The organism is Rhodococcus sp. 5G237, assembly GCF_053764735.1.
Window position 1 is genome coordinate 551690 of record NZ_JBSNCD010000002.1, and the last position, 24265, is coordinate 575954.

Sequence of the window (24265 nt, forward strand, 5' to 3'; positions counted from 1 at the left end):
AGAAAAATCTGTCTGGGTAGTTGTCGGTTTCAACCGTTACGTTGTAGGCACTCGAAACGGAGTTCGTCGGGGGACTCGGTTCGATCCCATGTATTCATCTCGGTAGGGACGCGCTATGACGACGATGCTCGAACATTCCCCGGCACAGAAGCCTGCGCCTCAGAAGCCCGCACTCTCGGCTCGCGAGATCGAGATCCTGCGGGCCTGGCTGCTCTGCGAGTCCAAGTCCGAGGCGGCTGCGAGCCTGTTCGTCACTGCAGCAACGGTCAGCACCCACATCGTCCGCATCCGCGAGAAGTACGCCCGCGTCGGGCGTACGGCGACCACGAAGACGGCACTGCTCGCCCGCGCTCTGCAGGACGGTGTGGTCTCCATCGACGAGCTGTGACCCGTCGGCCTGCCACCACACAGGGTGGACACACGACGGATCCGACGAGCGCGGCCGACCGGATCCACCGGGTCTTCGGCCGGTTCATCAGCGCGGGCTATGTGTTCTACCTGCTGTTCGTCGTCCCCACAGCGGTGTCGCAGGCCCACCTCACGGCATGGTGGTGGTTGCCGACGGCACTGCTCGCGATCTTCGGCACCGGGATTGCGCTCGGGGTGGCGACCTTCCTGAGCGATGTCCGGTGGGTCGGACGACTCGCAGCCGCCAACGCCGTCTCCTTCCTGGTCGCGGCGGTCCTGTGGTTCCCGGCCTGGACGGGTGAGGTCTCCACGAACACGGCCTGGCAGGCGCTCTTCCCCGGAGTGGCAGGACTGTCCGCGGCGGCAGCGTGGCGGCCGCGGACGGCGCTCGCCTACCTCACGGTGGTGGTGTTCGTCGTGCAGGCCACCAACTATCTGCTGGTGAACACCACGACGGGGTACCGCTTCGTCCCGGAACTCGCGTTCGCACTCATGTTCTGCGGGGTCTTCGCCGCTGCGGCGATCGTCGCCTTCCGCACGGGCGACGTCCTCGATTCCACCGTCGCGGCCACCGAGCGATCCGTTGTCGCGGCGGCCGCGGCCGCGGCCAGGACGGTCGAACGCGAGCGGTTCGACGCGCTCGTCCACGACCAGGTGATGTCCACCCTGCTCGCCTCGGGTCGCGGCGCATCCGACGGCCCCGTCGCAGCCCAGGCCCGTCGTGCGCTGGAGATGTTCGACTCCCTGCGGCGCGGCGACGACACCGAGAGCAGCTTCGACGCCGACCGGGTGGCGGCCCAGTTCCGTTCGGCGGCCTCCGAGGTGGACGAGGACGTCGAGTTCACGACCGCGACGAGTGCCGATGCCGGGCCGCACTACCCGGCCGACGTGATCAGGGCGGTCGGAGCCGCACTGGCCGAGGCCGTGCGGAACAGTGTCCGCCACGCCGGCCCGGGCACACAGCGGGCCGTGCACGTCGACCTCGGGCCCGGATCGGTCCGGGTGGTCGTCCGCGACGACGGCCACGGATTCGACCCCGCCCAGGTCGATCCCTACCGGATGGGCATCCGCGCGAGCATCCACGGACGCATGCGCGGCCTGCCCGGAGGCGACTCGCAGATCACCTCCGGCCCCGGAGGTACGACGGTGACGTTGTTCTGGTGCGATCCGGCCGAGCGTCGCGCACCGTGACGACCACCGAATCGACCCGCGACGTGCGCGACCTGCTGGGGATGCGCACCACGGCCGCACGTGTACTCGTGAGCCTCTACGCCCTGGTCTGCCTCGTGCTGGCGGCATTCGGCGCGGAGCACACGTCCGCGAGCTGGCCTCCCGCCCTCGCCGTGCTCGTGTGCACGTTCGCGGCGTTCACCCTCATCACCGTCCCAGGCGACCCGCTGCCGATGCCGGCGACGATCCCGCTCGCCGCCACCGGGACGGTCTCGTCGGCGCTCGTCTTCTCGGTGCTGCCGGTGCCCTCCCCGGGAGGCATCGCGACCTGGCCGCTCGGGATGTCCACGGTCGTCTTCACCTTCATGTGCGTGCGCGGACGCACCCTCGCGGCGTGGATCGGGTTGGCCTGCATGATCGCGACCGCGACCTTCTGGACCTACGCCACCGGACAGGGGATCGGCCCCGGCCTGTCACTGTCGCTCGTCAACGCCGCCCCGGTCCTCATGTCCACCTTCTTCGCCTTCACCCTGCGACCACTCGCCGGATCCATCTACCTGCTGCGTGCGATGTCGTTGCAGCGCAGCGCCGAACAGGCCGCCTCGGCTGCAGCGCTCGAGGAACGCGACGCGCAACTCGACCGGCTCGACTCCCTGGCCCGGCCCCTCCTCGAACGCATCGCGACCGGGGAGGTACTCGAGGCGGGGGAGCGACGCGCCGGTGTGCTGCTCGAAGCACGTCTGCGGGACGGGCTTCGAGCACCGGCCCTGCAGGATCCCCAGGTCGTCGAGGCGGCCGACGCTGCGCGCCGACGAGGCGTGGACGTGGTGATGCTCGACGATCACGGCCTGGACGGGGTGCCCCCGGACGAACAGGCCCGCCTCCGACGTGCGGTCGCCGACGAACTCGACTCGGTGTCACACGGTTCCGTCACGGTACGGGTCCTGCCCCCGGGACGCCGGGCCCTCGTGACGATCCTCGTGCGGGGGGACTCCGTGCGCCGCATCGAACTGGGCAAGGCGCCGCAGGGCTAGAGTCACCTTCCGTGACCGTGCTGAAGTCGTTGCTGCTGTTCGCCGTTGCCGCCCTGTTCGAGATCGGTGGTGCGTGGCTGGTGTGGCAGGGCGTGCGCGAACACCGCGGCTGGATCTGGATGGGGCTGGGCGTGATCGCTCTCGGCGCTTACGGTTTCGTCGCCACACTCCAGCCCGACGCGAACTTCGGTCGCATCCTCGCCGCGTACGGTGGTGTGTTCGTGGCGGGTTCCCTGGTGTGGGGCATGGTGATGGACGGCTTCCGGCCGGACCGGTGGGATGTCGCGGGCGCGCTCGTGTGCCTCGCCGGCGTCGCCATCATCATGTATTCGCCTCGGTGACGGGGCATCCGGCACAGAGGTGCCGGATGCCTCGTCCGGACATCACGGAACCACGACACCGCCGACTGCGGGGGTCGAGTTGCACAGCGGTCCACTGCCGAGATTCACCGAACCGAACACCGTCGCCACGACCTCACCCGGACCGGTGTCGACCAGTGTCGACAGGTTCGGGTACGCACCGCCCAGATCGACGAGGCCGGTGCGGCCGTTGTTGCGGTTGAGCCATGCGACGCTGACCTGTCCGGCTGCCGGGACCGGCCACAGGGCCTCCCGCGTAGAGAACAGGACGTGGCCGCCGGGGATGCCCTCGTCCGGTCCGGGTTGCGCCGTGACCGAGGTGAACGACGCCAGGCTGCCCTGGTTGATGCAGCCGATGGTGATCGCCGTGCCCAGGGGCTGAGGGGGTGCAGCGGTGGCCACACCGGTGAATGCGATTGCGGCGGCGACGGGTGCCGCCAGGGCGAGAACTCGACGTGGAATTCGCAGTGCAGGCATGGTGCTGCTCCTCGGAAAGGGAAGGTCACGTCCGGGAGCCGACCACAGCGAGGAACACCGCGGCGCGTCCCGCGCACCGATGACGAGCGTGAGTCTATCGAGACACCGAAGTCCCAGGAGCGGTTTCGGTCTCGATCCGATACAGCTCGGAAGCATTGCGGCGCAGCACCGCGTCGGCGAGCTCGTCGCCGAGGACGTCCTCGACGAGGGTGATGTCGCTGTCCCGGAACGGTCGCGGTGCCCGTGTCGACGGCAGGTCGGTGCCGAACACGAGTGCACCGGGATCCACATCGGAAACGGCGCGCAGCGTGTCGGCCACGGGCAGGTCGACGCGTCCGAACCCCGTTGCCTTCACGTGGATACCGCTCTCCACCAGCCGCAACAGAGACGGCAGGCCCTCCTGCGACAGGCCCAGGTGGTCGACGGAGACGGCGGGCAGTGCGGAGAGCGTCGTGTGCAGTTCGGCCAGATCGCGCGAATCGATGTACAACTCGGCGTGCCAGCCGACGAGATCGTGGACCCGCCGGGCGAGGCGGTCGAGGTCGGACAGCGTCGCCGATCCGCCACGTCTGACGTTGAACCGCACGGCGCGCACTCCCGCCGCGTCGAGCCGCACGATCTCGTCGTCCGAGGCGGTGGCCGGAAGTTGTACGACGCCGACGAAAGTGGGCCCGAGCCGGTCGAGCGCGTCGAGGAGATAACTGTGGTCGAAGGCCTGGAACGAGCCCGACACCACCGCGCCGCCGGTGACACCCAAATGCGCGACCCGCGCGAGATAGTCGTCGACGGTGAACGGTTCGGGCAGATAGCCGTCGTTCTCGACGAGAGGGAAACGCGGATCGATGATGTGCAGGTGGGCGTCGAACATCTCCCCACGATAGGAAGCCGGGTCCGGTCGGGACAGGGTTCGGCTCGACGGGAGTTCACTCGCCGCGGCGATGCGCGGTATGACGGCGGAGGAGCGACTCGGCCAGTCCCGCCACGAGGTCCCGTGCCTCGGGAGGCCCGACGATCTCGATGTGCTCGCCGAACTGCAGCAGTTGCCGCACACCGTCGATCGAGTCGTAGGCCACCGTGATCCGCGAGACGTCCGGTCGCGGCCCCGCGCTGCTCCCGCGCAGGCGGGCGCCGAGGATGCGCCGGGCGAGGTCGAGGCGGTTCGTCGCGAGATCGGCGGTGACGACGACGTCCTCGCGTCGTTCGAGCGCGTCGCCGAGTTCGCGTGCCAGGGCGGGCAGGGTCCGGCCGGGGGACAGGTGTCGAGGCCGGTCGAGCACTGTCCACGCATTCAGGCGGGTCAGCGCGAACAGTCGTGGTCGTCCCTGATCGTCGGCCACGAGATACCAACGGCCCGCGCGGGAGAGCACACCGTAGGGATCGACGACGATCTCACGTTCGTCGCGGTGCCCGCTCGAGCGGTACGTGATGGCGAGTTGCCGGCCGCGCCGCAGGTCGCGGGTGAGCGCCGCGACGTCGGCCCGGTCCTCGGTGGCGAACCATCCCTGGTTGTCGACGGTGACCACCTCGGTCAGCGGCAGCAGGTCGTTCTCGCGTGCGGTGGAGGGCGTGCGCCGGGCGCGTGCGGTGAGCTTGTGGACGGCGTCCCGCGCGGCGGCGTCGACACCGAGTTGCCGGGCCCGGCCCATGTCGACCCCCAGGGCGCGCAGGACGTCCACCTCGGACGCGTTGAGCCGGTTCAGGTCGGTCTGCCGGCCGGGGAGCATCACGATGCCGCCGTACCTGCCGCGTTCGGCGACCACCGGAAGATCCGCGGCAGCAAGCGTTTTCACATCACGCAGCACGGTGCGCTCGGAGACGCCGAATTCCTCCGCGAGTTCGGCGGCCGTGACCCGTCTGCGGGCCTGCAGGACGACCAGCATGCTCAGCAACCGCTGCGGCCGGTTCATCGACTGTCCGATCTCCTTCAGAAAACACGACAGGAACTGTCGGGTTTCGGTGTCACGGTAGTCCTCGAAGCCTTCACCGCCTACCGGAAGGAGATGTCGATGACCGTGTCGTCGCCCAATCTGTTCCTGATCTACGTGACCGACGTCGACCGCGCGACCCCCTTCTACAGCGAGCTGTTCGGCATGATCCCGCAGATGACGACCTCGCGCTACGTGTCCTTCGAAGTGGCGCCGGGAGTGCTGTTCGCACTGTGGTCGGGTCACGCGGAGACGATGGATGCGAACGCGCCGCGGTTCTCGGAGGTGGGCCTGATGGTGCCGGGATCGGCCGCCGCAGTCGATGCGATCCACGACGAGTGGGTAGGAAAGGGGGCGACGGTCGTGGAGGCGCCGCACGACGAGGTGTTCGGGCGGACGTTCGTGGTGTCGGACCCGGACGGGAACCTCATCCGTGTCTCCCCGCTGGACTGAGTCCCCGTTCGGCCGACCGGTCTACGACGCCTCGCGCATCGTGAGCCCGCCGAGTTCGACCGTGTACGTCTGCGACGCCTCGTCCCACCACACGGAGTAGGTGGTGGGGTAGAGGCCTCCGCGCTGGTACGCCTCGGGCAGGCGGAGTTCCTCGTGGTGCGCGGGCCGCGTCGCGAGCCACTCGCGGCTCAGCATGGGTTCGATGAACGCCTGCCGTCCGTCCCACGTGCCGTAGAGCACGGTCTCGGTGAGGTGGTGTCCCGCCGCCGGATCGTGCTCCGCCTCGGTGGTGTCCACCCAGTGCAGTCCCATGCCCGCGACGGTCGACGTCAGCGGATCCCCGGACGGTGCGTACCCCTCCGGTATGTAACGCGGGTCGGGCACGCGGACCGCGGCCGGGATGTAGCCGGGGGCGAAGGGATGGATCGACTCCACCGTGGGCCGATCCAGGAGATAGAAGTGGACGTCGAAGTGCGGGACGTCGAAGCCGTGCTGGGGATCGTGGCCGTGCGAGTTCCAGTCGACCGTGACGTGGTCGAACGCGGTGGCGGCCGCCTCCTCGGGCAACTCGAGCACGTAGGCCTCGGTGACCGGCATCAGGGCACTGGGTAGGTCGTCGAGGGCGGCCGCATCGAGTCGCACCCCGATGGTGGCCGGCGTGCCCTCCTCGTCGACGGTGACGTACGTGCGGGCGTTGCCCGCCCCGACGGGATGAGCGGGTCCTTCGACGAGGCCCGAGACGCCCCCGGCGACCGCGGGGGCGGGAGGGACGAACAATCCGAGGACCGCCGCCGAGACGATCACGGCGAGATGTCGGGCACGAGGCCGAATGTTCATGTGGGGTCCTCGATTTCCGTCGTCGTCGAGCGGCATCGTTGTGGATGCTAACTGTCGCGCGGACGGTGGATGGCCGACTAGATCGAACCGTGATGCGTGGGCGGGAAGATGCCCGTGATGTTCGAGGAAGTGGGTCCGCCAGTGCTCCCGGATGCGGCGGAACCCGATCTGTGCCCCCGGCAGGATTCGAACCTGCGACACCCGCTTTAGGAGAGCGGTGCTCTATCCCCTGAGCTACGGAGGCGTCCGGCCGGGCGGAGCCGACCTTGGCGCGTTGTGAGTGTAGCCGCCGGGCACGTGCCGTAACCAAGCGCCCGCTCTCGAGGCTCTCGAGGCGATGCGTACGACCTGCAGGTTCCCGCCGATTGAGATCAAGGAAAGGTAACACTGGCCTTTCCCTATACCGTTTTGTTACCTTGGGTCGCCAGGAGCGGCCGGGGGATACCCGGTCGAAGTCGGGACGAAACAAGGGACACACTGTGGGACGCCATCAGCGCACACGCGAAGACGCAGCATTCGACCTCGAGACGATTCGCGTGCCGTCCCCCGGCAAGGGCCGTCACCGCGTCGAGCCCACCGGTACGTCCGCTCCGGTCAAGGCCGCCACCGTCGCCGCTGCCACGGGTGCCTTCTTCGCCGTCGGCTCGCAGATCGGCGCCGGCACCGCTGCCGCGCATCCCGGCCACGACCACGTCCAGGCCGAGGCTCCCACGCCCAGCCTGCCCTTCGAGCTTCCCGCGGGCCTGCTGCCCGAGGGTGTCGAGATCCCGGCCATCCCCGGCATCACCACCCCGGCCGAGCAGGGCGCGCCCGAGCTTCCGGCCGAGGTCACCGGCTTCCTCGATCAGTTCTCGGGTCCCAACTGGCTCGATCAGCTCAACCCGGCTTCTCCCTCCGCCGTCCAGCCCGTCTCCGGCACCCTCACCTCCGACTGGGGTCCGCGCTGGGGCGCCCACCACGGCGGCATCGATATCGCAGCCCCGATCGGAACGCCCATCAAGTCCGCGGCCAACGGCACGGTCCTCGACGCCGGACCGGCTTCCGGCTTCGGCCAGTGGGTCCGCGTCCTCAACGACGACGGCACCACCGCCGTCTACGGTCACGTGAGCACCTACCAGGTCTCGGCCGGTCAGCGTGTCAACGCCGGCCAGCAGATCGCCACCGTCGGCAACGAGGGCTGGTCCACCGGACCGCACCTGCACTTCGAGGTGTGGGACACCGACGGCACCAAGATCAACCCCAACGCGTGGCTGAGCGATCGCGGCGTCGTCACCGACTGGGGCGGCTACCGCGCCGTCTGATCCCACCCCACGGCACGCCGTCTGATCCCACCCCCGGCGTGAGCGCGCGCTAGGCTTGGCTCGACAGACCGCGCGCCGACCCGGGGGTTCCATTGGGAGCTGAGATATCCGCTCGTTCGTTCACCGGGGAAGACCGGCGGATGTTCCGGAGCAAGGTTCGCGACTGCATGAAGGCTCTCGAGCGGATGCTTCGAGAGGACGTCTTCGTCGACGTGCACTCGTCACCCGAACCACATCTCGGCATGGAGATCGAGTTCAATCTCGTCCGCGACGACATGTCGCCCGCGATGTCGAACCTCGAGGTGCTCCAGGCGATCGACGATCACGCGGTCTTCCAGACCGAACTCGGCCAGTTCAACGTCGAGATGAACGTCGAGCCGCGACGTCTCACCGGCGACGAACCCTTCGAACTCGAAGAGTCGCTGCGGTCGTCACTGCGGCGCGCCGACGAGCGGATGCACCTGCACGACGCGCAGCTGGTCATGATCGGCATGCTGCCCACACTCGAACTCGACGATCTCGAACGGGGCCGGATCACCGCCAATCCCCGCTACGAAGCGCTCAACGAGCAGATCTTCGCGGCGCGCGGCGAGGACATCGAACTCGATCTCGACGGTGTTCCGCTTCCTGGCAGGGATGCCGTGGAAACCCTTCGGGCAGATATGAATTCGGTGGTCCCCGAGGCGGCTTGCACGTCCCTGCAGCTGCATCTGCGGATCGCTCCCGAGGATTTCGCGACGCATTGGAACGCCGCCCAGTGCCTGGCCGGAGCGCAGGTCGCGCTCGCGGCGAACTCGCCCTTCCTCGCCGGCAAGGCGCTGTGGCACGAGAGCCGGATCCCGTTGTTCGCGCAGGCAACCGACACGCGTCCGCTCGAACTGCGGAACCAGGGTGTCCGTCCCCGCGTATGGTTCGGTGAGCGGTGGATCGACTCCGTCCTCGACCTGTTCGAGGAGAACTCCCGCTACTTCACGGCTCTCCTGCCGGAGGTCTCGGACGTCGATCCGATGGCCGAACTCGACGCCGGCCGGATTCCCGAACTGCGCGAACTGCAGATGCACAACGGCACCATCTACCGGTGGAACCGGCCCGTCTACGACATCAGCGACGGCCATCCGCACCTGCGCGTCGAGAACCGTGTGCTCCCTGCAGGACCGACCGTCCTCGACACCATGGCCAACGCCGCCTTCTACTACGGGACGCTGCGCGCCCTCACCGACGCCGACGAGCCGCTCTGGCGCGACCTCAGCTTCGACGCCGCCGAGCGGAACCTCGTGCTCGGTGCGAAGTTCGGTCTCGACGCGAAGCTGTACTGGCCGCGCACCGGATGGGTCGGCGCCGACGAACTCGTGCTGCGGTGCCTGTTGCCGCTCGCGCACGAGGGCCTCGAGGCATACGGACTGTCGGCGGCGGTCCGCGACCGCTATCTCGGCATCGTCGAGGGGCGTGCACTGACCCGGCAGACCGGGGCGGCGTGGCAACGACGGCAGGTGGCCCGGCGCGAGGCTGCCGGCGAGAACCGTCGCACCGCCCTGCTCGGGATGATGAGGGACTACGTGCAGAACATGACCTTGGGCACTCCCGTCCACGAGTGGGAGTGACGGCCCTACAGTTGCAGGGTCCGCGTCACGGCCACCGTCGGCTGGACGACGACGCGATCCGCGGGTGGCTCGAAGCCGGGTACTTCGCCGAGATCGTCACCGAGATCGGCGACGCGGACGCCGAGGCGGCTCTCGAGCATGCTCAACGTCAGCTCGACCTCGATCCCGTCGGGGCCGGGAGCCCAGAACAGGAAACCGAAGTCGTCGGACGGTTCGGCGCGGAAGCCGTCCACCGTCGCGCCGTGGACGTGGGCGGTGGTGTTGTCGATCCACAACCCGACGGCCTGGGCGTTCCTCGGTGAGCTCAACCGCAGTCGTATCTTCCGGGCGCTTCCGCCGGTCGTGTCCTCGAGGATCTCGACCTCGGGCGCCTCGAGGTCGGCAACCGGAGCGGGCCCGTGGTACATCGGACGGTGCTCCCGCCACGGGAAGGCGGTGGGGAGCGATTCGGGACCGGTGGTGAGCAGCCCTTCGCTCCAGTCGGATCTCGGGCCGTCCGGCGATCCCCACACCGCGGCACCCCGATCGGCGTCGAGCGAGTACCAGAGGTATTCCTGCCGGGGATCGGTCGCCCCGTCCCGGTTGAGGTAGCCGGCGAGCAGCGTGCCCACCAGGGCGATCGCGATCGTGCCCGTCGCGGAGACGGCGAGCCCACGGGTGGTCGACGCGAACGGCTCGCACAACGGGAGCACCGCGGCGAACGTGAAGGCGACGAACAGACCGGCCACCGGCGCCCCGTAGAGGAGTCCCGCGTCGAACGACACCAGCACGGCGGGCAGGCCGAAGATCAGCGAGCCGAGTGCGCCGAGGGCGATCGTGACGAGCGGCCACACCGTGTCGCGCTGCGGGAGGAGCAGCGCCACCAGCAGACCCAGCGCTGCCGGCAGAGTGAGCACGAGCAGAGTCAGCGGCACACCGGCGAAGGGGATACCGGCGAGAGCGAGCACTGCGACGAGCGTGAACGCTCCGCACGTGAGGGCGGCAGCCGGACGGCCGCGGCCCCACCACGATCGCGCGACCAGCAGTACGCCGAGGGCCGCGGCGACCGCCGCGAATTGGAAGACACCCGGCCGGTAGGGCTCGTCGGCGACCGGGGCGGCCATGCCCGGATCGACGGTCTGCACGATCCACCACGGCAGCCACGCCGCGCCCGCCGCGAGGACGGCGGCGAGCAGGGACACGCCCACGGCAGCGCCGGACTGCCAGGCCGACGTCTCGCCGCGGCGCACCCGCAGCACGACGATCGCCGCCGCGATGCCGGCCAGCACGATCGCCCCGACGACCTCGGCCCACCTCGGCATGTGGAGGAGTCCCCAGGGCGCGGTCGTCACGACCTGGTCGCCGCCGTCGTCGACCGTGGTGAGATCGGATCCGGCGAGCGTGCGGGCGGTCGCGAGGGAGGTGTCGCCCATGTGCTGCAGCGACGTCCGGCTGAGACGGTCGGGGGTGTCGAGAGGGCTGTGGTAGTACGCCGATCCCGCGGAGATCGCGGTGTCGAGGGCGTGGTGGCCGTGCTCGGCGAAGCGGCGGAAATCGGTGTCGTTCGGCAGCGCCTCGAAGATCAGCTCGGTGAGGGAGTCGGCGTTCGCGCCCGGTGCCCCCGCGAGGCTGTCGATCAGGACGCCGTTCGGTGAGGTGATCCGGAAGGTCGTCGGCGTACCGGCGTTCCCGCGGGCTTCGTGGTTGAGCACGACGACCGGGCCCGCCCGGACGGACTCCGTGCCCACGAACCGGTGGGCGCCGAGCAGACCGTTCTCCTCACCGTCGGTGAGCAGGACGACGACGTCGTTCCGCGGGGGAGGACCGGACTCGATGGCACGAGCGACCTCGAGGACCGTGCCGACGCCGATCCCGTCGTCGCCCGCGCCGGGGGAGCCCCGGACCGTGTCGTAGTGCGCGGCGAGCACGACGGTGCCGGTGGGATCGGTACCCGCTCGGGTCGCCACGATGTTCTGCACGCGGGCGCCGCGCTGGGTCGCCTCACCGGACCGCGCCATCCATCCGACGCCCGAGTCGACGCGGGTGGACCACCCGAGTTCCTCGAGGACTGCGACGAGATGGTCGCGGGCATCGGCGTGGGCGGTCGATCCGAGCGGTCGTGGACCGGTGGCGATCGCGTCGATGTGTTCGCCGGCGCGGGCGGCGCTGAAGACGTCGGCGGGAGCATCGGTTCCGAGCGGCTCGTCGGACCCGGGGAACAGGGCGACGAGGCCCGCCACGAGAAGGACTCCGATCAGCGCGAGGACACTGTTGCCCAGTGCCTGAAATCGGCTACGCGGGGACGGGGCCGGGTCGCGAACAGCCGCGGCGGAGTCCATGGTTGCAGCCTAGCCGCGAATGCGGCGGTGCCCCGGCAGACTCGGCCGGGGCACCGCGATCGGATCGGGTCGGATCAGGAGGCAGGCGCCCAGCTGTCGGGTCCGAACACCTCGTAGTGGATGTTCTCGGCCGGGACGTTGCGCTCGATCAGAGCCTCGCGCAGCGAGAGCATGAACGGCAGGGGACCGCACAGGTAGGCCTGGGTCTTCGGATCGAGCGGCAGATCCGAGATGTCGGCCCGTCCGACGCGGACCGTCTCGAGCGGCCGGCGGTTGCCGAGGTCCTCGTACCAGCGGTACAGCTGGGCCGACGGGATCTTCTCGGCGAGGGTCTCGAGCTCGCGACGGTGGGCGTGGCTCGCGACCGACCGGTCGGCGTGCAGGACCGCGACGGGACGCTCGTCGCCGACGCCGGCGAGGTGATCGAGCATGCCGATCATCGGGGTGCATCCGATGCCGGCGGACGCCAACAGGATCGGGGTGTCGCCCTCGGTGAGCACGAGATCGCCGAAGGGAGTGGTGACCTCCAGCTCGTCGCCCTCGAAGAGGTTGTTGTACAGGAAGTTCGACACCTCACCGGCGGGAAGCACGGTGCCGTCGGGTGCGGTGGTCTCGAGGACCCGCTTGACGGTGATGCGCCAGTCGCCCTTCGCGGGTGCGCTCGACAGGCTGTACTGACGGATCTGGCGGGCGCCGTCGGGGAGGTGGACGCCGACCGAGAGGTACTGGCCCGGACGGAAGGTGGGCAGCGGGGAGCCGTCGAGCGAGGTGAGCACGAACGAGACGGTGTCGGCGGACTGGTGGACGCGGTCGGCGACGCGGACGGTGCGCCAGACGTCGCCGGCCTCGACACCCGCGGCCCGGTACAGATCGGCCTCCATCGAGATGAGGGTATCGGCCATCAGCCAGTACAGCTCGTCCCATGCTTTTGCGACCTCGGGAGTCACTGCCTCGCCGAGGATTTCGACGATCGCCTCGAAGAGGTGCTTGTGGACGATCCAGTACTCGTCGGGCTTGATGCCGAGCGAGGCGTGCTTGTGGGCGACGCGGGACAGGATCGCCTCGACACGGGCGGGGTCGGGATCGAGCTGGAGCGTCGCGAAGGCCGCGATCGATCCGGCGAGTGCCTTCTGCTGCTCACCCTGCTTCTGGTTGCCGCGATTGAACAGGTCGCGTTCGAGCTCGGGGTGGGCGGCGAACATCTTGCTGTAGAACAGCGAGGTGATGTCGCCGATGGCGGCTCCCACCGCCGGGAGGGTCGCGGCGATGACATCCTTGGATTCGGGTGAGAGCGGCATGGTGTGTCTCCTCGTGTGTGTCGTGACAGGCTGCACCGGCGGCCTCGCCGTGGGTCAGCGGCCGGTGGGTGGTTCGAGGGTGAGCAGGACCGGACCGGCGTCAGGGGTCGCCAGGTCGGCGATCGTGACGTCGTCGAGGGCGGCGTAGAAGGCGTCCTGTGCGGTGCGGAGCTTGGAGCGGAGGCCGCAACCGCGACGCATGGGGCACGGCTTCGCTCCTTCGCACTCGACGACCTCTTCTTCACCCTCGAGGGCTCGGGTGAGCCAACCGAGGCTCGCCGTGCGGCCCAGTTCGGTGATGGTCAGTCCTCCGCCGCGTCCGCGGCGGGTGGTGACCACTCCGAGCTCGCCGAGTCGGGCGACGACCTTCGTCGTATGTGCGTACGACAGATCGAGCTGGTCTGCAATCGTTCTGGTACTGGGCATACTCTCCGCCGGGCCGGCGACGAGATGCATCACAACTCTCAGTCCTAGATCGGTGAACCGGGTGAGTTGCATGACCTCACGGTAGTAAATTCGCATCCCAAATGACAATTTGATGTGACGCAGATCGCTGTTGCCCGAATGCATTGCGATCAAAGGAATCTCGACGCGATGACCAAAGTCCGTATCCGGACGTAGCGGATCCGACTAGCCTCGGAGGCGTGAAACCACTCGGTGAAGCACCCCGCGACCACAATCACGTGACCGTCGGTGTGGACGGTTCCCCGGCCTCCGAGCGGGCGGTGAGATGGGCCGCGACCACCGCGGCCGGCCGGAAGATCCCACTGCATCTCGTCCACGCGGTGGACTTCGCCCCGTCGGGCTGGACGAAACTTCCCTTCTTCCGTCCCTCGCAGGTCTTCGAGTGGAGCGAAGCCGAGGCTCAGGCACTCCTGAAGGAGGCCGCGGAGACCGCCGAGGCGGTGGCGCCGGATCTCGAGATCACCGCCGAACTCGCCCTCACCGGAAGCGCCAAGTGGCTCGTCGAGCTGTCCCGCACGTCGCGGATGATCGTCCTCGGTGCCACCGGGAGCACCAAGTTGGGGGAGGCATTTCTCGGTTCCACCCCGGTCTCCGTCGCCGGTCATGCCGAATGCCCGGTCGTCGTGGTGCGGGGGCCGGAGGGATCCCTCCCCGACGAGCGGCCCGTCGTCGTCGGCGTGGACGGTAGTCCCGCGAGCCGCCAGGCGGTCGACCTGGCGTTCGAGGAGGCGTCCTGGCGCGGGGTCGACCTCGTCGCCGTCCATGTCTGGAGCGACCTGAAGGTCGGGGAGATCGACGAATCACCCCTCGATTTCGATCCCCGCGCGTTCGAGGAGTACGAGCACTCCCTGCTGTCCGAGTGCCTCGCGGGCTACGGCGAGCGCTATCCGGACGTGACGGTCCACCGGAAGGTCTACGTCGACGGCCCCCGCGCCCACCTGCAGTCCTGGAGCGGGAAAGCCCAGCTCGTCGTGGTCGGTACCCGAGGAAGGGGCGGCTTCAAGGGGATGGTGCTCGGCTCCACCGGAAATGCGCTCATGCGCGAGGCGCACTGCCCGGTGATGGTGGTGCGACCGGTCACCTCCTGACGGCGGTAGTGTTCGGGGCACGTGGACGAACGCGCCCCGAACGGGGTGTGCAGCAGGAACGAAGGTGGCGCATGCGCATCGGAATGGGACTGAACTACAGCGGAGGTTTCGCGGAGACCGCGGCGGAGGTGGCCGACCTGGAAAAGGCCGGCCTCGATATCGTGTTCGTGCCCGAGGCCTATTCGTTCGATGCGGTGAGCCAGCTCGGCTATCTGGCGGCGAAGACCTCCCGCGTCGAGCTCGCCTCCGGCATCCTCCAGTTGTTCACCCGGACACCGACGCTCACCGCCATGACGGCCGCCGGCCTGGACTTCGTCTCCGACGGTCGCTTCGTGCTCGGTATCGGCGCGTCCGGCCCCCAGGTCATCGAGGGATTCCACGGTGTTCCCTACAACGCGCCGCTGGGCCGCACGCGCGAGATCGTCGACATCTGCCGACAGGTGTGGCGCCGCGAGAAGGTCGACCACCAGGGCAAGTACTACCAGATCCCGCTGCCCGCCGAGCGTGGCACCGGGCTCGGCAAGCCGCTGAAGATCATCAACAAGCCTGTGCGCGAGCGCATCCCGATCATCATCGCATCGCTCGGTCCCAAGAACGTCGAGATGACCGCAGAGATCGCCGAAGGGTGGCAGCCGCTGTTCTACTACCCGGAGAAGGCCGCCGAGGTGTGGGGCGAATCGATCGCCAAGGGCAAGGCCAAGCGCGATCCGGCGCTCGGCGACCTGCAGATCTACGCGCAGACCGCGCTGGCGATCGGCGACGATGTCGACCACATGCTCGACTGGGTCCGGCCCATGGTCGCGCTCTATGTCGGCGGCATGGGTGCCAAGGGCAAGAACTTCTACAACGACCTCGCGATCCGGTACGGCTACGCGAAGGAAGCCGAGACCATCCAGGAGCTCTACCTCGCCGGAAAGAAGGAGGAGGCGGCCGCGGCGGTGCCCGTCGATCTGCTCCGCTCGATCTCCCTGATCGGTTCGGAGGGCTTCGTGCGCGAGCGGGTCGCGGCCTTCGCGGAGGCCGGGGTCACCACCCTCAACGTCACCCCGTTCGCGGCCGACACCGCAGGTCGCGTGCGACTGATCGAACAGCTGCGGCAGATCTGCGGCTGACCCACCGAGAAAGGTTCCACGTACGATGACCGAGAACAAGCCGATCGTCGTGGCCGTCGACGGATCCGACGCGTCCACGACCGCGGTGAACTGGGCGGCACGGACGGCCGGGATCCGCGGCCTGCCGCTGCGCATCGTCACCGTCGTGCACATCCCCGCCTTCTACTACTCCGAGCCCTACCTCGCGCAGAGCTTCCACGAGGAGATGAAGGCGACGGCCCGCGACCGGCTCGACAACGCGGCCGTGCTCGCCCGGCAGATCATCGACGAGAACCGTCACGGGAACGTCGAGGTCACCACCGAGCAGCTCGAAGGCAAGGTCGTTCCCACGCTCATCGCGCAGGCCGAGCACGCCGACCGGCTCGTGGTCGGATCGCGCGGCCTCGGTGAGGTGAAGGGCCTGCTCGCCGGTTCGGTCTCCACGGCGGTCGTCTCGCACGCGACGGCGCCCGTCGTCGTGGTGCGGGGTCGCACCCTCGACGGTGCGCCGCCGGCAAAGGGGCCCGTCGTGGTCGGTGTCGACGGATCGGTCTCGTGCCGCGACGCGGTGGAGGTCGCGTTCGAGGAGGCCTCCGCACGCGGCGCGACGCTCGTCGCGGTGAACGTGTGGAGCGACGTCAGCGTCCAGCCCTCGCTCGGGGCCGTCCCCGAGGACCCGCACTGGAGCCGGATCCAGACCGGCGAGGAGATCGTGCTCGCCGAACGTCTCGCCGGTTACCAGGAGCGGTACCCGGACGTCACCGTCGAACGTGTCGTCGCCCGCGACCGGCCGGTGCGGGTGCTCAGCGAATATGCCGAGGCCGCACAGCTTCTCGTGGTCGGAACCCGCGGACGCGGCGGTTTCAAGGGGTTGCTGCTCGGCTCCACGAGCAACGCGCTCATCCAGACCGCGGACTGCCCGGTCCTCGTCGTCCGGTCGAAGGAGACCGAGGACTGATCCCGGACGAGGGAGCGAGACGGGGCGTCACCCGAAGTCGTCGACGCCCCGCTCGCGCAGTTCTCTCCATGCGTCGGCCGGATGCACGCCCCGGCTGATCGCGCCGTTCTCGATGAGCACCCCGAGCATCTGCGAGAGCACGAACGCGACATCCTCGACACGCCCGCACTCGTAGCGGGCGGACAGCCACCCGGAGACGTTGCCGGCCTTGGCGGCCTGCGCCATGTCCAGGGCCGTGCGGAACAACTCGCGGGTCGGATCATCGATCGGATCCTCGGTCGGTGCGCTCATCGTCACCTCGATCTCTCTTCTCGTCAGAAACCCACGCGCAGGATCACCAGCGGCACGACCGGCAGGTCGAGCATCTCGGCCAGGCGCGAGCCCGCGTCCTCGACGCGCAGGGGATGGGTCATGACCGACGCCGACAGTCGCGCGTCGATGGCCGCGAGCCAGCACCGCTCCACCGCCGCGCCGACCCGGACCAGATCCGCCGGCGATGTGGACGCGGCGGAGAACAGGAGAACCGATTCGCGCGCGATCGCCGCAGCCAGCGCATCGACGTCGGGGATCCCCGTCGTGACCATGGCCTCGCCGGCCGCGCCGTGTTCGTCGAGGCTCGCGCTCCAGGTGGTGACCACCTCGGCGTTGCCGCGCGGCTGCCAGTGGGAGGTCCACGAGAACATCTCCCGCTGGTAGTGCGGGTGACGCCGGCGGGTCTCCGCCGCGTAGGCGAGCACCTGGGCCAGGGCGACGGCCTCGTCGGTGGCGAGCAGGCGCACGTCGACGTCGGGTACCGCCCCGGCCGCGGCGACGACGTCGGCGAGCGTCTCCGTCGGCACCGGGATGTCGGTGAACGATTCGCGGTGGCTGCGCCGGTGCGAGATGGCGGCGTACAACCGCAGGTCGCGGCTGCTCGGGGTACCCGAGCCGAGAGTCTCGATCCGGGCGATGAGCTCCGGACGTTGCGGATCGGGCAGCACGGAGGTGCGCGAGCGGTTGCCGAGGACCCGGATCGCGAGCTCGAGATTCGCGAGGGCCGCACCGCACGAGATCAACCGGTCGACGCGCAGCGGGTCCGGCCCCGGTTCCGCGAATTCGAGGCGTTCCTCCAGTTCGGCGCTGTGATCGGGCAGGCGCAGATTCCACGGTTGCGTGTCGTGCACCGAGGGTGCCTCCACCACCGCACGCGCAATGATCTCGGTGTCACCGAGCGACCAGGTTCCGGCATCGACAGTCACGAGATCCTCCTCGTCGGCTCGTTCGTCCCACATGTCCACCTCTGCCTCTCCAGCGTCTCCCGAACGGTGCCCGCGGGGCAGGGGGAGAAGGTCCCCAGATGGGTGTCGAACGGCCCCGAGGACGTGGGTATCGCGGTACACCTGGGACAATGACGGAACAGCATGTCAACGAAAGGTGTCCGAGATGACCCGCGTGTTTCTCGTCGACGATCACGAGATCGTGCGGCGCGGCCTGGTGGATCTGCTGAGCAGCGTGCCCGACTTCACCGTCGTCGGTGAGGCCGCCTCGGTGGGGGAGGCCCTGGCCCGCGTGCCCGAGAGCGGCGCCGACGTCGCGGTGCTCGACGTGAGGCTTCCCGACGGCAACGGGGTCGAACTGTGCCGCGAGCTGCGTACCCGCATGCCGGGTCTGCGCGCCCTGATGCTCACCTCCTACGCCGACGACGAGGCACTCTTCGACGCGATCATGGCGGGTGCCTCGGGGTTCGTGCTCAAGCAGATCCTCGGCACCGACCTCGTCTCGGCGATCCGCACCGTCGGCGAGGGCGGCTCGCTGCTCGACAGCCGTGCCACCGCCGCCCTCATGGAGCGGATCCGGGCGTCGCGCACGGCCGATCCGCTTGCCGAGCTGTCGGAACAGGAACGCGCCGTCTTCGAACTCATCGGTGAGGGCCTGACCAACCGGGAGATCGCCGAGCGGCTGTTCCTTGCGGAGAAGACCGTGAAGAACTACGTCTCGCGGCTGCTGGCGAAGCTCGGCATGCAGCGCCGCACGCAGGCTGCGGTGCTCGCCACCGAGCTGCGCAACGAGCGCGGCAAGCCGACGTCCTGATCCGACGGGGGCGGGACCCGTTCCGTCAGAGCGGGACCGTCCACAGCACCCGGGTGCCGCGCGGGTGGGCCGGACCGATCTCGCACGACCCGCCGCACTGCACGGCGCGCCGCTCGAGGTTCGCCAGCCCGCTGCGGCGAGGCGTGTCGGGCAGACCCGTGCCGTCGTCGAGGATCTCGATCCGGAAGTCGTCCTGAACCGAGACCGACACCGAGATGTTGTCGGACTGGGAGTGGCGCAGCGCGTTGCTCAGCCCCTCGCGGAGCACGGCTTCGGCGTGCGGGTGGATCCGCATCGGCACCAACGTGTCGATGGGGCCGACGAACTGCACGTTGGGTGCCACCGAGGAGTGGATGCTCAGGTCGCCCACGACATCCAGCAGTCTCCGGCGCAGACTGTTCGACGCCGCCGCGCCGGTGGTGTGCAGATCGAAGATGGTCGTGCGGATCTCGCGCACCGTCCGGTCGAGCTGCTCGATCGCGTGGCGGATCACCTCCACGACACGTTCGGTACCCACACCTTCCGCCGTCGCACTCTGCAGACTCATGCCGGTGGCGAACAGGCGCTGGATGACGTTGTCGTGCAGGTCCTGTGCGATACGGTCACGATCGGCCAGTACGTCGAGCAACCGCTTCTTGCGTTGCTGTTCGGCGAACTCGAGGGCCACGGCGGCGAGGTTCGCCATGGATTCGAAGCGGGCCACGTCCTCGTCGTCCCACGGTTCGGTACCGGCCTCGCGGGTCGCGACGAGCACGCCCGTGACGGTCGACGTCGCCGACAGTGGCAGCACCACCGCGTGGCCCTCGTCGCCCTGCTCCGTCGGCGGCAGTCCCTCGAGCGTATCGAGATGCATCGGCTGCCTGCTCTTGAGTGCTTTGAGCACAGGCGATCCGGTGAGATCGAAACGCTTGTCCTTCCCGCACGGGATCGCGGGGGACGCGGCCTGCAGGCGGCCCTGATGACCCTCGACGAGCACCACATAGGCACCCGCACACCGGGCGAGTTCGCGGACCTGACCGGTGAGCATCGACAGCGTCTCGTCCACCGACCCACCCATCAGCAACCGCGAGTTGATGGATGCCATTGCGGTGAGCCATCTCTCGCGGGCGAGAGAGCCCTCGAACAGGCGCGCGTTCTCGACGGCCACACCGGCGGACATCGCGAGTACCTTGAGGATCACCTCGTCCTCTTCGGTGAACTCGGGTGCCCCCAGCTTCTCGGTGAGATAGATGCTGCCGAAGACCTTGCCGCGCACCATGATCGGAGTTCCGAGGAAGCTCTTCATGGGCGGGTGGTTGGGCGGGAAGCCGATCGATGCGGGATGCTTCGACAGGTCGGCGAGGCGGACCGGCCGGGGATCGTTGATGAGCAGACCGAGGATGCCCCGGCCCTCGGGCAGATGGCCCATCACCTCGCGCTGCGTCGGGTTGATCCCGACGTACACGAACTCCGACAGACCACCGTCGGCGGCGCGCACGCCGAGCGCGCCGTAGCGGGCGTCGAGAAGGGCGATCGCGGCGGTGACGATGCGCTGGAGCATGGAATCGAGTTCGAGACCCGATCCCACGACGAGCACCGCTTCGAGCAGGCCGCGCAGGGTCGTCGGGGCGTCGACGGAATCGTCGAGCCGGTCGCGGAGCTCGGCGAGCAGCGTGTCGATGGCGACGTCGGTGGGTTCGATCATGAGTTCTTCTCTTCCAGCAGGTGCAGCGCGGCGGACACGGCGGATTCCGAGGGATCCGTCTTTGCGCGGCTCAGGTCGTGTGCGGCCCCGGTGACCTCGACGAGGGTCGTGGCCGCGGGCAGAAGATCGAGTGCCTCCCGCAGTTCGTCGAAGGTACCGAAGGGGTCGCGGTCGCCGTGGACGAACACCGTCGGCATCGAGATCTTCGGCAGGTGCTCGGTGCGCAGCTTCTCCGGCTTGCCCGGCGGATGGAGGGGATAGGACAGCAGGACGAGGGCGTCGGCGATGCCGGGTTCGTCGGCCGCGAGCATCGACGTCTGCCGGCCGCCGTAGGAGACGCCGCCGAGCAGCAGGGGGCCGGGCACACGTTCACGCAGCTCCGCGGCCGCGGCGGCCACACCCTCGCGGTCCTCCGCGGCGCGGGACGGCTGCGGGGGACCCTTGGGCTTGCGACGGCGGAACGGCAGGTCGTAGCGCAGGGCGAGGAAGCCGGCGTCGGCGAACCGGGAGCACATCAGCTGCAGGATCCGGGCGTCGCAGTTGCCGCCGGCGCCGTGCGTCAACGCGACGGCACCCCGCGGACTGCCCGCGGGAAGATGCAGGTGACCGGCCACGGTGCCGGTGTCCAGCGGTTCGACACTCACACCGATACGGTAACCGCCGCGTCGGCGACGTTTCCTCGGCCCTCCGTGCTCCGCCGCAGGTCGCCTGTGCTCTGTGTCGCAGGTCGCCTGTGCTCCGTACCTCTACCGGCCGGCGGCCGCGCTGCGGGGGATCGGGCCGATGTCGGAGTGACGACCGGGCACGAGCGCGGCGTGCCGCCCGCCCGGACCGGGACCGCGGCGGGCGGCCAGTGCGTCGGCGACGGCACCGGTGACGAACCCGTAGACGCTCTTGTGGAGGACGTCGATCGCCAGTTCGGAACGGGGCCACGTCTGCGGCGGTGCTCCCACGCCGGTCGCGTTCTCGAGGATCTGGTCGTTGGTCAGCCGGACGACGGTGAACTTCGACGAGGCGAGCGGCCCCCGCAGGCCCACCTCGGCCATGACTGAACGCAGGACGCCGAGGGCGATGCCCTGCCCGAAGTGCATCGCCCAGTTCAGGGCGGTCGAGTGCTGCCCGGCCGATTCGGAGGCGCCCGTCAACCGTGCGAGTACGCGGCCCGGCACGTGGGAGTTCGGTCGCCCGGTGACGGCCTGCTCGATCTTCTCCCCGACGGTCATGGCGGCCACGCCGGCCGCACCGGCGACCAGCCCTTCCCACAGTGCGTTTCTCAGCATGGTCGCTCGGGTACCCGCCGCGGGATCGGAACAACCCGCATTCCCGGACGGAGCACTTCGGGCGACACGGTGAAGGAGCGTCCTTCGGGCGGCACGGTGAGGGAGCGATGACCGGAGCGACACGACCCCGAGACACCCGCGACGGAATCTCGGTGCGGCACTCCGCGATCAGCGGTGCCCTCCTCGGTGTGGCGCTCATGGCCGCGATCGACGAGATCGTCTTCCACCAGATTCTCGGCTGGCACCATTTCTACGACCGCTCCACACCCGCGGTCGGTCTCGCCTCCGACGGTCTGCTGCACACGGCCGAGTTACTCGTTCTCGTAGCGGGATTCGCGTTGCTCGCCGACGTGCGTCGCAGGCACGCCCTGGCCGTACGGCACTTCTGGGCGGCGCTCCTCATGGGAGCGGGCGCGTTCCAGTTGTTCGACGCACTGGTGAACCACAAGGTGTTCCGCGTCCACCAGATCCGCTACGACGTCGACGTGTGGCCCTACGACCTGGCCTGGAACGCAGGGGCTCTCGTGTTCCTCGTCGCCGGTGCGATCCTGTGGTGGTCGGCGCGACGGAACGTGCGCACCACCGGGCTCTCGGACGGATAGGAGCCGCCGGTGCACGATCATCCGACGCACACGGGACCGGGAGCACTCGCCCTCGTCGTCCTGCTGGTGGCGGCTCTGGGGGTCGCGCTGTACCTCGGGGCGGCCGTGCGGCTGCGTCGCCGTGGCGACGCGTGGCCGTGGTGGCGTGACGCGAGTGTCGCTGCGGGTGCCGGCGCCGTCGCTGCCACGGCGGTAGTTCCTCTGCCCGGTGGGCCGTTCACCGCGCACATGGCCGGGCATCTGCTCGTCGGCATGGTCGGGCCCCTGCTGATCGTGCTGGGGCGGCCGGTGACGCTGCTGCTGAGGACCGTCCCGGTGGGAGGCGCACGCACGGGCCTGCTCACCGTGCTGCATTCGCGCCCGGCCGCACTGCTCACGGCGCCGGCGGTCGCGGCCGTGCTGGACATGGGTGGGCTGTGGGTGCTCTACCGGACGCCGCTGTTCGCTGCGATGCACGATGACACGCTCGTCGCGGCCGTGGTCCACCTGCACGTCTTCGCCGCCGGGATGCTGTTCACCATCGCGATCTGCCGGCTCGATCCTCTCCGCCGCAGGTACGGTCTCCCGCATCTCGCGGTGGTGTTGCTCGTGGCCGGCGCGGTCCACGCGGTGCTGGCGAAGACGCTGTACGCGCAGTCACCTCCCGGCACGATGTTCGCCGCGTCCGATCTGCAGGCGGGTGCCCAGCTGATGTACTACGGCGGCGACGCGGTCGGTGTGGCCCTGGCCGTCGTGCTCGCCGTCCGCTGGTACGGCGAGATGGGGCGTGCCCGCGCGCGGGCTGTCACTGTCGGTCGCGCTCGACCGGCCGCATGAGCCGGACCCACATGCGGTGCAGCATCGCGGCGAACACCACGGCCCAGGCCGCCACCGCGACCCACAACTCGGCGGCGCCGATCGCTCCGACCAGCGGCAGATCGTCGGCGCGACCCAGATACATCCCCGCGACCGCGTACATGCCGAGCGGGAAGACGATCGACCACAGGGACGAGTCGTAGGTCAGCGGAACCCGGTGGACGCGGTGACGCCACCAGCCGGCCGCGACGAGCGGCGGCAGCAGCCACGTCGCGAAGGCCCAGATGACGACGGCGAGGCCCGCGATCAGGCCGCGGGTCGCGTCGACCATCGGTGCGTCGTCCATCTCGACGATCCGTGAGCCCGCCACGACGGTGATCGAGCACGCTCCCATCGACACCCAGTACGGGGCGGTCAGGTCGGCGGGACGCAACGGGTACTGCAGCATCCGCGCCGCGACGAAGATGCCCGCCGCCGCGTACAGGAACAGCCCCACACCCCAGGTGAACACCGCGACGGCGGCGAGGAGCCGGTCCAGTTCGCGGTAGACCGGTTGGAGCGTGGCCGCGGCGATGGCCACCGACTCGCTGGCGACGACCCAGATGAACCACGTTCCGTTCGCCTTCGCGAGGACGGGACGCTCCGCCGTGCCGAGCACGGCGGTCCACGGGACGACATATCCGAGCACCAGCCACGTCGCCGCCGCGCCCACGAGCAGTACGGCCGCGGTGGAATGCCGGCCGTCCATCATCAGGCGTACGCCGAGCACGTTGCTGCCCGCGACGAAGGTGAAGAAGCCGAACGCCCGTCCGGAATCGGCGAGATCGGCGCGGACTTCGTCGCGGAACGCGAAGAACCGCCACACCGACAGGGCCACCAGCGTCGCGTATCCGATCGCGGACACGATCAGCAGCACGGCCGATGCGAGGTGGAAACCGCGGAGGTGGAGTCCGGTGGAGACGATGCCGCCGGCCATGACGAAGGCGAAGTAACCCGGTGCGAGGGTGCGGACTTCTTCGCGGAGACGGGAACGGGCCTGCACGGCGCGCAC

The 24265-nt window shown here is 69.3% G+C and carries 26 protein-coding genes and 1 tRNA gene; 13 read left to right on the plus strand and 14 right to left on the minus strand.

Annotation, left to right across the window (positions count from 1 at the left end; genetic code table 11):
• Nucleotides 1-115: 115 nt before the first annotated feature.
• The 4 genes from ACWPOC_RS05960 to ACWPOC_RS05975 are packed head-to-tail and all read left to right on the plus strand — an operon-like array spanning nt 116 to nt 2953.
• Nucleotides 116-388, plus strand: coding sequence for a LuxR C-terminal-related transcriptional regulator (locus tag ACWPOC_RS05960; RefSeq protein ID WP_016692216.1), 273 nt, complete (start codon nt 116-118; stop codon nt 386-388).
• Nucleotides 385-1599, plus strand: coding sequence for an ATP-binding protein (locus ACWPOC_RS05965; RefSeq protein ID WP_120281619.1), 1215 nt, complete (start codon nt 385-387; stop codon nt 1597-1599). The genes ACWPOC_RS05960 and ACWPOC_RS05965 overlap by 4 nt, the downstream gene beginning before the upstream one ends.
• Nucleotides 1596-2612, plus strand: a complete 1017-nt coding sequence (locus tag ACWPOC_RS05970) for a hypothetical protein (protein WP_306297741.1) — start codon at nt 1596-1598, stop codon at nt 2610-2612. The genes ACWPOC_RS05965 and ACWPOC_RS05970 overlap by 4 nt, the downstream gene beginning before the upstream one ends.
• A gap of 11 nt (nt 2613-2623) precedes the next feature.
• Nucleotides 2624-2953 (plus strand): YnfA family protein, encoded by a 330-nt coding sequence (locus ACWPOC_RS05975; RefSeq protein WP_006551592.1) that lies wholly within the window; start codon nt 2624-2626, stop codon nt 2951-2953.
• Between the two features lie 42 nt (nt 2954-2995).
• Here the strand turns inward: ACWPOC_RS05975 and ACWPOC_RS05980 are convergent, their stop codons facing one another.
• The 3 genes from ACWPOC_RS05980 to ACWPOC_RS05990 form a co-directional block, all read right to left on the minus strand.
• A complete protein-coding gene (locus ACWPOC_RS05980; RefSeq protein ID WP_085469317.1) occupies nt 2996-3448 on the minus strand; it encodes a hypothetical protein in 453 nt (150 codons plus the stop codon).
• Nucleotides 3449-3542: 94 nt separating this feature from the next.
• Nucleotides 3543-4316 carry an amidohydrolase family protein gene (locus tag ACWPOC_RS05985; protein ID WP_120281621.1) on the minus strand — a complete coding sequence of 258 codons (774 nt, stop codon included), beginning with the start codon at nt 4314-4316 and terminating at the stop codon, nt 3543-3545.
• 55 nt (nt 4317-4371) lie between these two features.
• On the minus strand, nt 4372-5355 hold the full coding sequence (locus ACWPOC_RS05990; RefSeq protein WP_455408188.1) for a helix-turn-helix transcriptional regulator: 984 nt from the start codon (nt 5353-5355) through the stop codon (nt 4372-4374).
• Between the two features lie 99 nt (nt 5356-5454).
• Here ACWPOC_RS05990 and ACWPOC_RS05995 point away from each other — a divergent pair, with 99 nt between their 5' ends.
• Nucleotides 5455-5826, plus strand: coding sequence for a VOC family protein (locus ACWPOC_RS05995; RefSeq protein ID WP_455408189.1), 372 nt, complete (start codon nt 5455-5457; stop codon nt 5824-5826).
• Nucleotides 5827-5847: 21 nt separating this feature from the next.
• Here the strand turns inward: ACWPOC_RS05995 and ACWPOC_RS06000 are convergent, their stop codons facing one another.
• Nucleotides 5848-6663: a DUF5602 domain-containing protein gene (locus tag ACWPOC_RS06000; protein WP_120281623.1), complete on the minus strand. Its 816-nt coding sequence runs from the start codon at nt 6661-6663 to the stop codon at nt 5848-5850.
• A gap of 171 nt (nt 6664-6834) precedes the next feature.
• Nucleotides 6835-6907, minus strand: a tRNA-Arg gene (locus tag ACWPOC_RS06005).
• A 235-nt stretch (nt 6908-7142) separates the two neighbouring features.
• On the opposite strand from ACWPOC_RS06005, the gene ACWPOC_RS06010 reads away from it, so the two are divergent.
• Both ACWPOC_RS06010 and ACWPOC_RS06015 read left to right on the plus strand, forming a co-directional pair.
• Nucleotides 7143-7964 carry a M23 family metallopeptidase gene (locus ACWPOC_RS06010; RefSeq protein ID WP_120281624.1) on the plus strand — a complete coding sequence of 274 codons (822 nt, stop codon included), beginning with the start codon at nt 7143-7145 and terminating at the stop codon, nt 7962-7964.
• 92 nt (nt 7965-8056) lie between these two features.
• Nucleotides 8057-9565 carry a glutamate-cysteine ligase family protein gene (locus ACWPOC_RS06015; protein WP_159416515.1) on the plus strand — a complete coding sequence of 503 codons (1509 nt, stop codon included), beginning with the start codon at nt 8057-8059 and terminating at the stop codon, nt 9563-9565.
• Nucleotides 9566-9570: 5 nt separating this feature from the next.
• Here ACWPOC_RS06015 and ACWPOC_RS06020 read toward each other — a convergent pair whose 3' ends face one another.
• The 3 genes from ACWPOC_RS06020 to ACWPOC_RS06030 all read right to left on the minus strand — a co-directional run bounded on the left by ACWPOC_RS06020 (nt 9571) and on the right by ACWPOC_RS06030 (nt 13679).
• Nucleotides 9571-11883 (minus strand): M28 family peptidase, encoded by a 2313-nt coding sequence (locus tag ACWPOC_RS06020; RefSeq protein WP_455408190.1) that lies wholly within the window; start codon nt 11881-11883, stop codon nt 9571-9573.
• Between the two features lie 74 nt (nt 11884-11957).
• The gene (locus ACWPOC_RS06025; RefSeq protein ID WP_120281627.1) at nt 11958-13181 is read right to left on the minus strand and encodes a globin domain-containing protein; all 1224 of its coding nucleotides are present in this window, start codon (nt 13179-13181) and stop codon (nt 11958-11960) included.
• Nucleotides 13182-13235: 54 nt separating this feature from the next.
• Entirely contained in the window at nt 13236-13679 is a 444-nt protein-coding gene (locus ACWPOC_RS06030) for an RrF2 family transcriptional regulator (protein WP_159416512.1), read from the minus strand.
• A gap of 146 nt (nt 13680-13825) precedes the next feature.
• Here ACWPOC_RS06030 and ACWPOC_RS06035 point away from each other — a divergent pair, with 146 nt between their 5' ends.
• The 3 genes from ACWPOC_RS06035 (at nt 13826) to ACWPOC_RS06045 (ending at nt 16783) form a co-directional block, all read left to right on the plus strand.
• The gene (locus tag ACWPOC_RS06035; RefSeq protein ID WP_455408191.1) at nt 13826-14734 is read left to right on the plus strand and encodes a universal stress protein; all 909 of its coding nucleotides are present in this window, start codon (nt 13826-13828) and stop codon (nt 14732-14734) included.
• A gap of 71 nt (nt 14735-14805) precedes the next feature.
• Entirely contained in the window at nt 14806-15846 is a 1041-nt protein-coding gene (locus ACWPOC_RS06040; RefSeq protein ID WP_120281630.1) for an LLM class F420-dependent oxidoreductase, read from the plus strand.
• Nucleotides 15847-15871: 25 nt separating this feature from the next.
• Nucleotides 15872-16783, plus strand: a complete 912-nt coding sequence (locus ACWPOC_RS06045; protein ID WP_120281631.1) for a universal stress protein — start codon at nt 15872-15874, stop codon at nt 16781-16783.
• Between the two features lie 27 nt (nt 16784-16810).
• On the opposite strand, the gene ACWPOC_RS06050 is transcribed toward ACWPOC_RS06045, so the two are convergent.
• Both ACWPOC_RS06050 and ACWPOC_RS06055 read right to left on the minus strand, forming a co-directional pair.
• Complete coding sequence (locus ACWPOC_RS06050; RefSeq protein WP_006551566.1) at nt 16811-17080, minus strand: hypothetical protein; 270 nt, start codon at nt 17078-17080, stop codon at nt 16811-16813.
• A 17-nt stretch (nt 17081-17097) separates the two neighbouring features.
• Entirely contained in the window at nt 17098-18054 is a 957-nt protein-coding gene (locus ACWPOC_RS06055) for a nitroreductase family protein (protein ID WP_455408192.1), read from the minus strand.
• Between the two features lie 151 nt (nt 18055-18205).
• Between ACWPOC_RS06055 and ACWPOC_RS06060 the strand changes: the two genes are divergently transcribed.
• Complete coding sequence (locus ACWPOC_RS06060; protein WP_033096942.1) at nt 18206-18853, plus strand: response regulator transcription factor; 648 nt, start codon at nt 18206-18208, stop codon at nt 18851-18853.
• Between the two features lie 25 nt (nt 18854-18878).
• Here ACWPOC_RS06060 and ACWPOC_RS06065 read toward each other — a convergent pair whose 3' ends face one another.
• From ACWPOC_RS06065 to ACWPOC_RS06075, 3 genes are all read right to left on the minus strand, one after another.
• The gene (locus ACWPOC_RS06065; RefSeq protein WP_230791958.1) at nt 18879-20537 is read right to left on the minus strand and encodes a sensor histidine kinase; all 1659 of its coding nucleotides are present in this window, start codon (nt 20535-20537) and stop codon (nt 18879-18881) included.
• On the minus strand, nt 20534-21181 hold the full coding sequence (locus tag ACWPOC_RS06070) for an alpha/beta hydrolase family protein (protein WP_230791956.1): 648 nt from the start codon (nt 21179-21181) through the stop codon (nt 20534-20536). The genes ACWPOC_RS06065 and ACWPOC_RS06070 overlap by 4 nt, the downstream gene beginning before the upstream one ends.
• 102 nt (nt 21182-21283) lie before the next feature.
• Nucleotides 21284-21817 carry a hypothetical protein gene (locus tag ACWPOC_RS06075; RefSeq protein WP_016692195.1) on the minus strand — a complete coding sequence of 178 codons (534 nt, stop codon included), beginning with the start codon at nt 21815-21817 and terminating at the stop codon, nt 21284-21286.
• 107 nt (nt 21818-21924) lie between these two features.
• Between ACWPOC_RS06075 and ACWPOC_RS06080 the strand changes: the two genes are divergently transcribed.
• Nucleotides 21925-22419 carry a DUF2243 domain-containing protein gene (locus ACWPOC_RS06080; protein ID WP_120281635.1) on the plus strand — a complete coding sequence of 165 codons (495 nt, stop codon included), beginning with the start codon at nt 21925-21927 and terminating at the stop codon, nt 22417-22419.
• Between the two features lie 9 nt (nt 22420-22428).
• Nucleotides 22429-23235, plus strand: coding sequence for a cytochrome c oxidase assembly protein (locus tag ACWPOC_RS06085; protein WP_120281636.1), 807 nt, complete (start codon nt 22429-22431; stop codon nt 23233-23235).
• Here ACWPOC_RS06085 and ACWPOC_RS06090 read toward each other — a convergent pair.
• A complete protein-coding gene (locus ACWPOC_RS06090; RefSeq protein ID WP_183070649.1) occupies nt 23204-24265 on the minus strand; it encodes a tellurite resistance/C4-dicarboxylate transporter family protein in 1062 nt (353 codons plus the stop codon). The genes ACWPOC_RS06085 and ACWPOC_RS06090 overlap by 32 nt on opposite strands.

Excerpts from the sequence above, each read along its gene's own strand:
- ACWPOC_RS05960 (WP_016692216.1), top strand. The coding sequence starts at position 116 with ATGACGACGATGCTCGAACATTCCCCGGCACAGAAGCCTGCGCCTCAG.
- ACWPOC_RS05980 (WP_085469317.1), bottom strand. The coding sequence starts at position 3,448 with ATGCCTGCACTGCGAATTCCACGTCGAGTTCTCGCCCTGGCGGCACCC.
- ACWPOC_RS05985 (WP_120281621.1), bottom strand. The coding sequence starts at position 4,316 with ATGTTCGACGCCCACCTGCACATCATCGATCCGCGTTTCCCTCTCGTC.
- ACWPOC_RS05990 (WP_455408188.1), bottom strand. The coding sequence starts at position 5,355 with ATGAACCGGCCGCAGCGGTTGCTGAGCATGCTGGTCGTCCTGCAGGCC.
- ACWPOC_RS05995 (WP_455408189.1), top strand. The coding sequence starts at position 5,455 with ATGACCGTGTCGTCGCCCAATCTGTTCCTGATCTACGTGACCGACGTC.
- ACWPOC_RS06000 (WP_120281623.1), bottom strand. The coding sequence starts at position 6,663 with ATGAACATTCGGCCTCGTGCCCGACATCTCGCCGTGATCGTCTCGGCG.
- ACWPOC_RS06020 (WP_455408190.1), bottom strand. The coding sequence starts at position 11,883 with ATGGACTCCGCCGCGGCTGTTCGCGACCCGGCCCCGTCCCCGCGTAGC.
- ACWPOC_RS06025 (WP_120281627.1), bottom strand. The coding sequence starts at position 13,181 with ATGCCGCTCTCACCCGAATCCAAGGATGTCATCGCCGCGACCCTCCCG.
- ACWPOC_RS06030 (WP_159416512.1), bottom strand. The coding sequence starts at position 13,679 with ATGCAACTCACCCGGTTCACCGATCTAGGACTGAGAGTTGTGATGCAT.
- ACWPOC_RS06040 (WP_120281630.1), top strand. The coding sequence starts at position 14,806 with ATGCGCATCGGAATGGGACTGAACTACAGCGGAGGTTTCGCGGAGACC.
- ACWPOC_RS06045 (WP_120281631.1), top strand. The coding sequence starts at position 15,872 with ATGACCGAGAACAAGCCGATCGTCGTGGCCGTCGACGGATCCGACGCG.
- ACWPOC_RS06055 (WP_455408192.1), bottom strand. The coding sequence starts at position 18,054 with ATGTGGGACGAACGAGCCGACGAGGAGGATCTCGTGACTGTCGATGCC.
- ACWPOC_RS06060 (WP_033096942.1), top strand. The coding sequence starts at position 18,206 with ATGACCCGCGTGTTTCTCGTCGACGATCACGAGATCGTGCGGCGCGGC.
- ACWPOC_RS06065 (WP_230791958.1), bottom strand. The coding sequence starts at position 20,537 with ATGATCGAACCCACCGACGTCGCCATCGACACGCTGCTCGCCGAGCTC.
- ACWPOC_RS06075 (WP_016692195.1), bottom strand. The coding sequence starts at position 21,817 with ATGCTGAGAAACGCACTGTGGGAAGGGCTGGTCGCCGGTGCGGCCGGC.
- ACWPOC_RS06080 (WP_120281635.1), top strand. The coding sequence starts at position 21,925 with ATGACCGGAGCGACACGACCCCGAGACACCCGCGACGGAATCTCGGTG.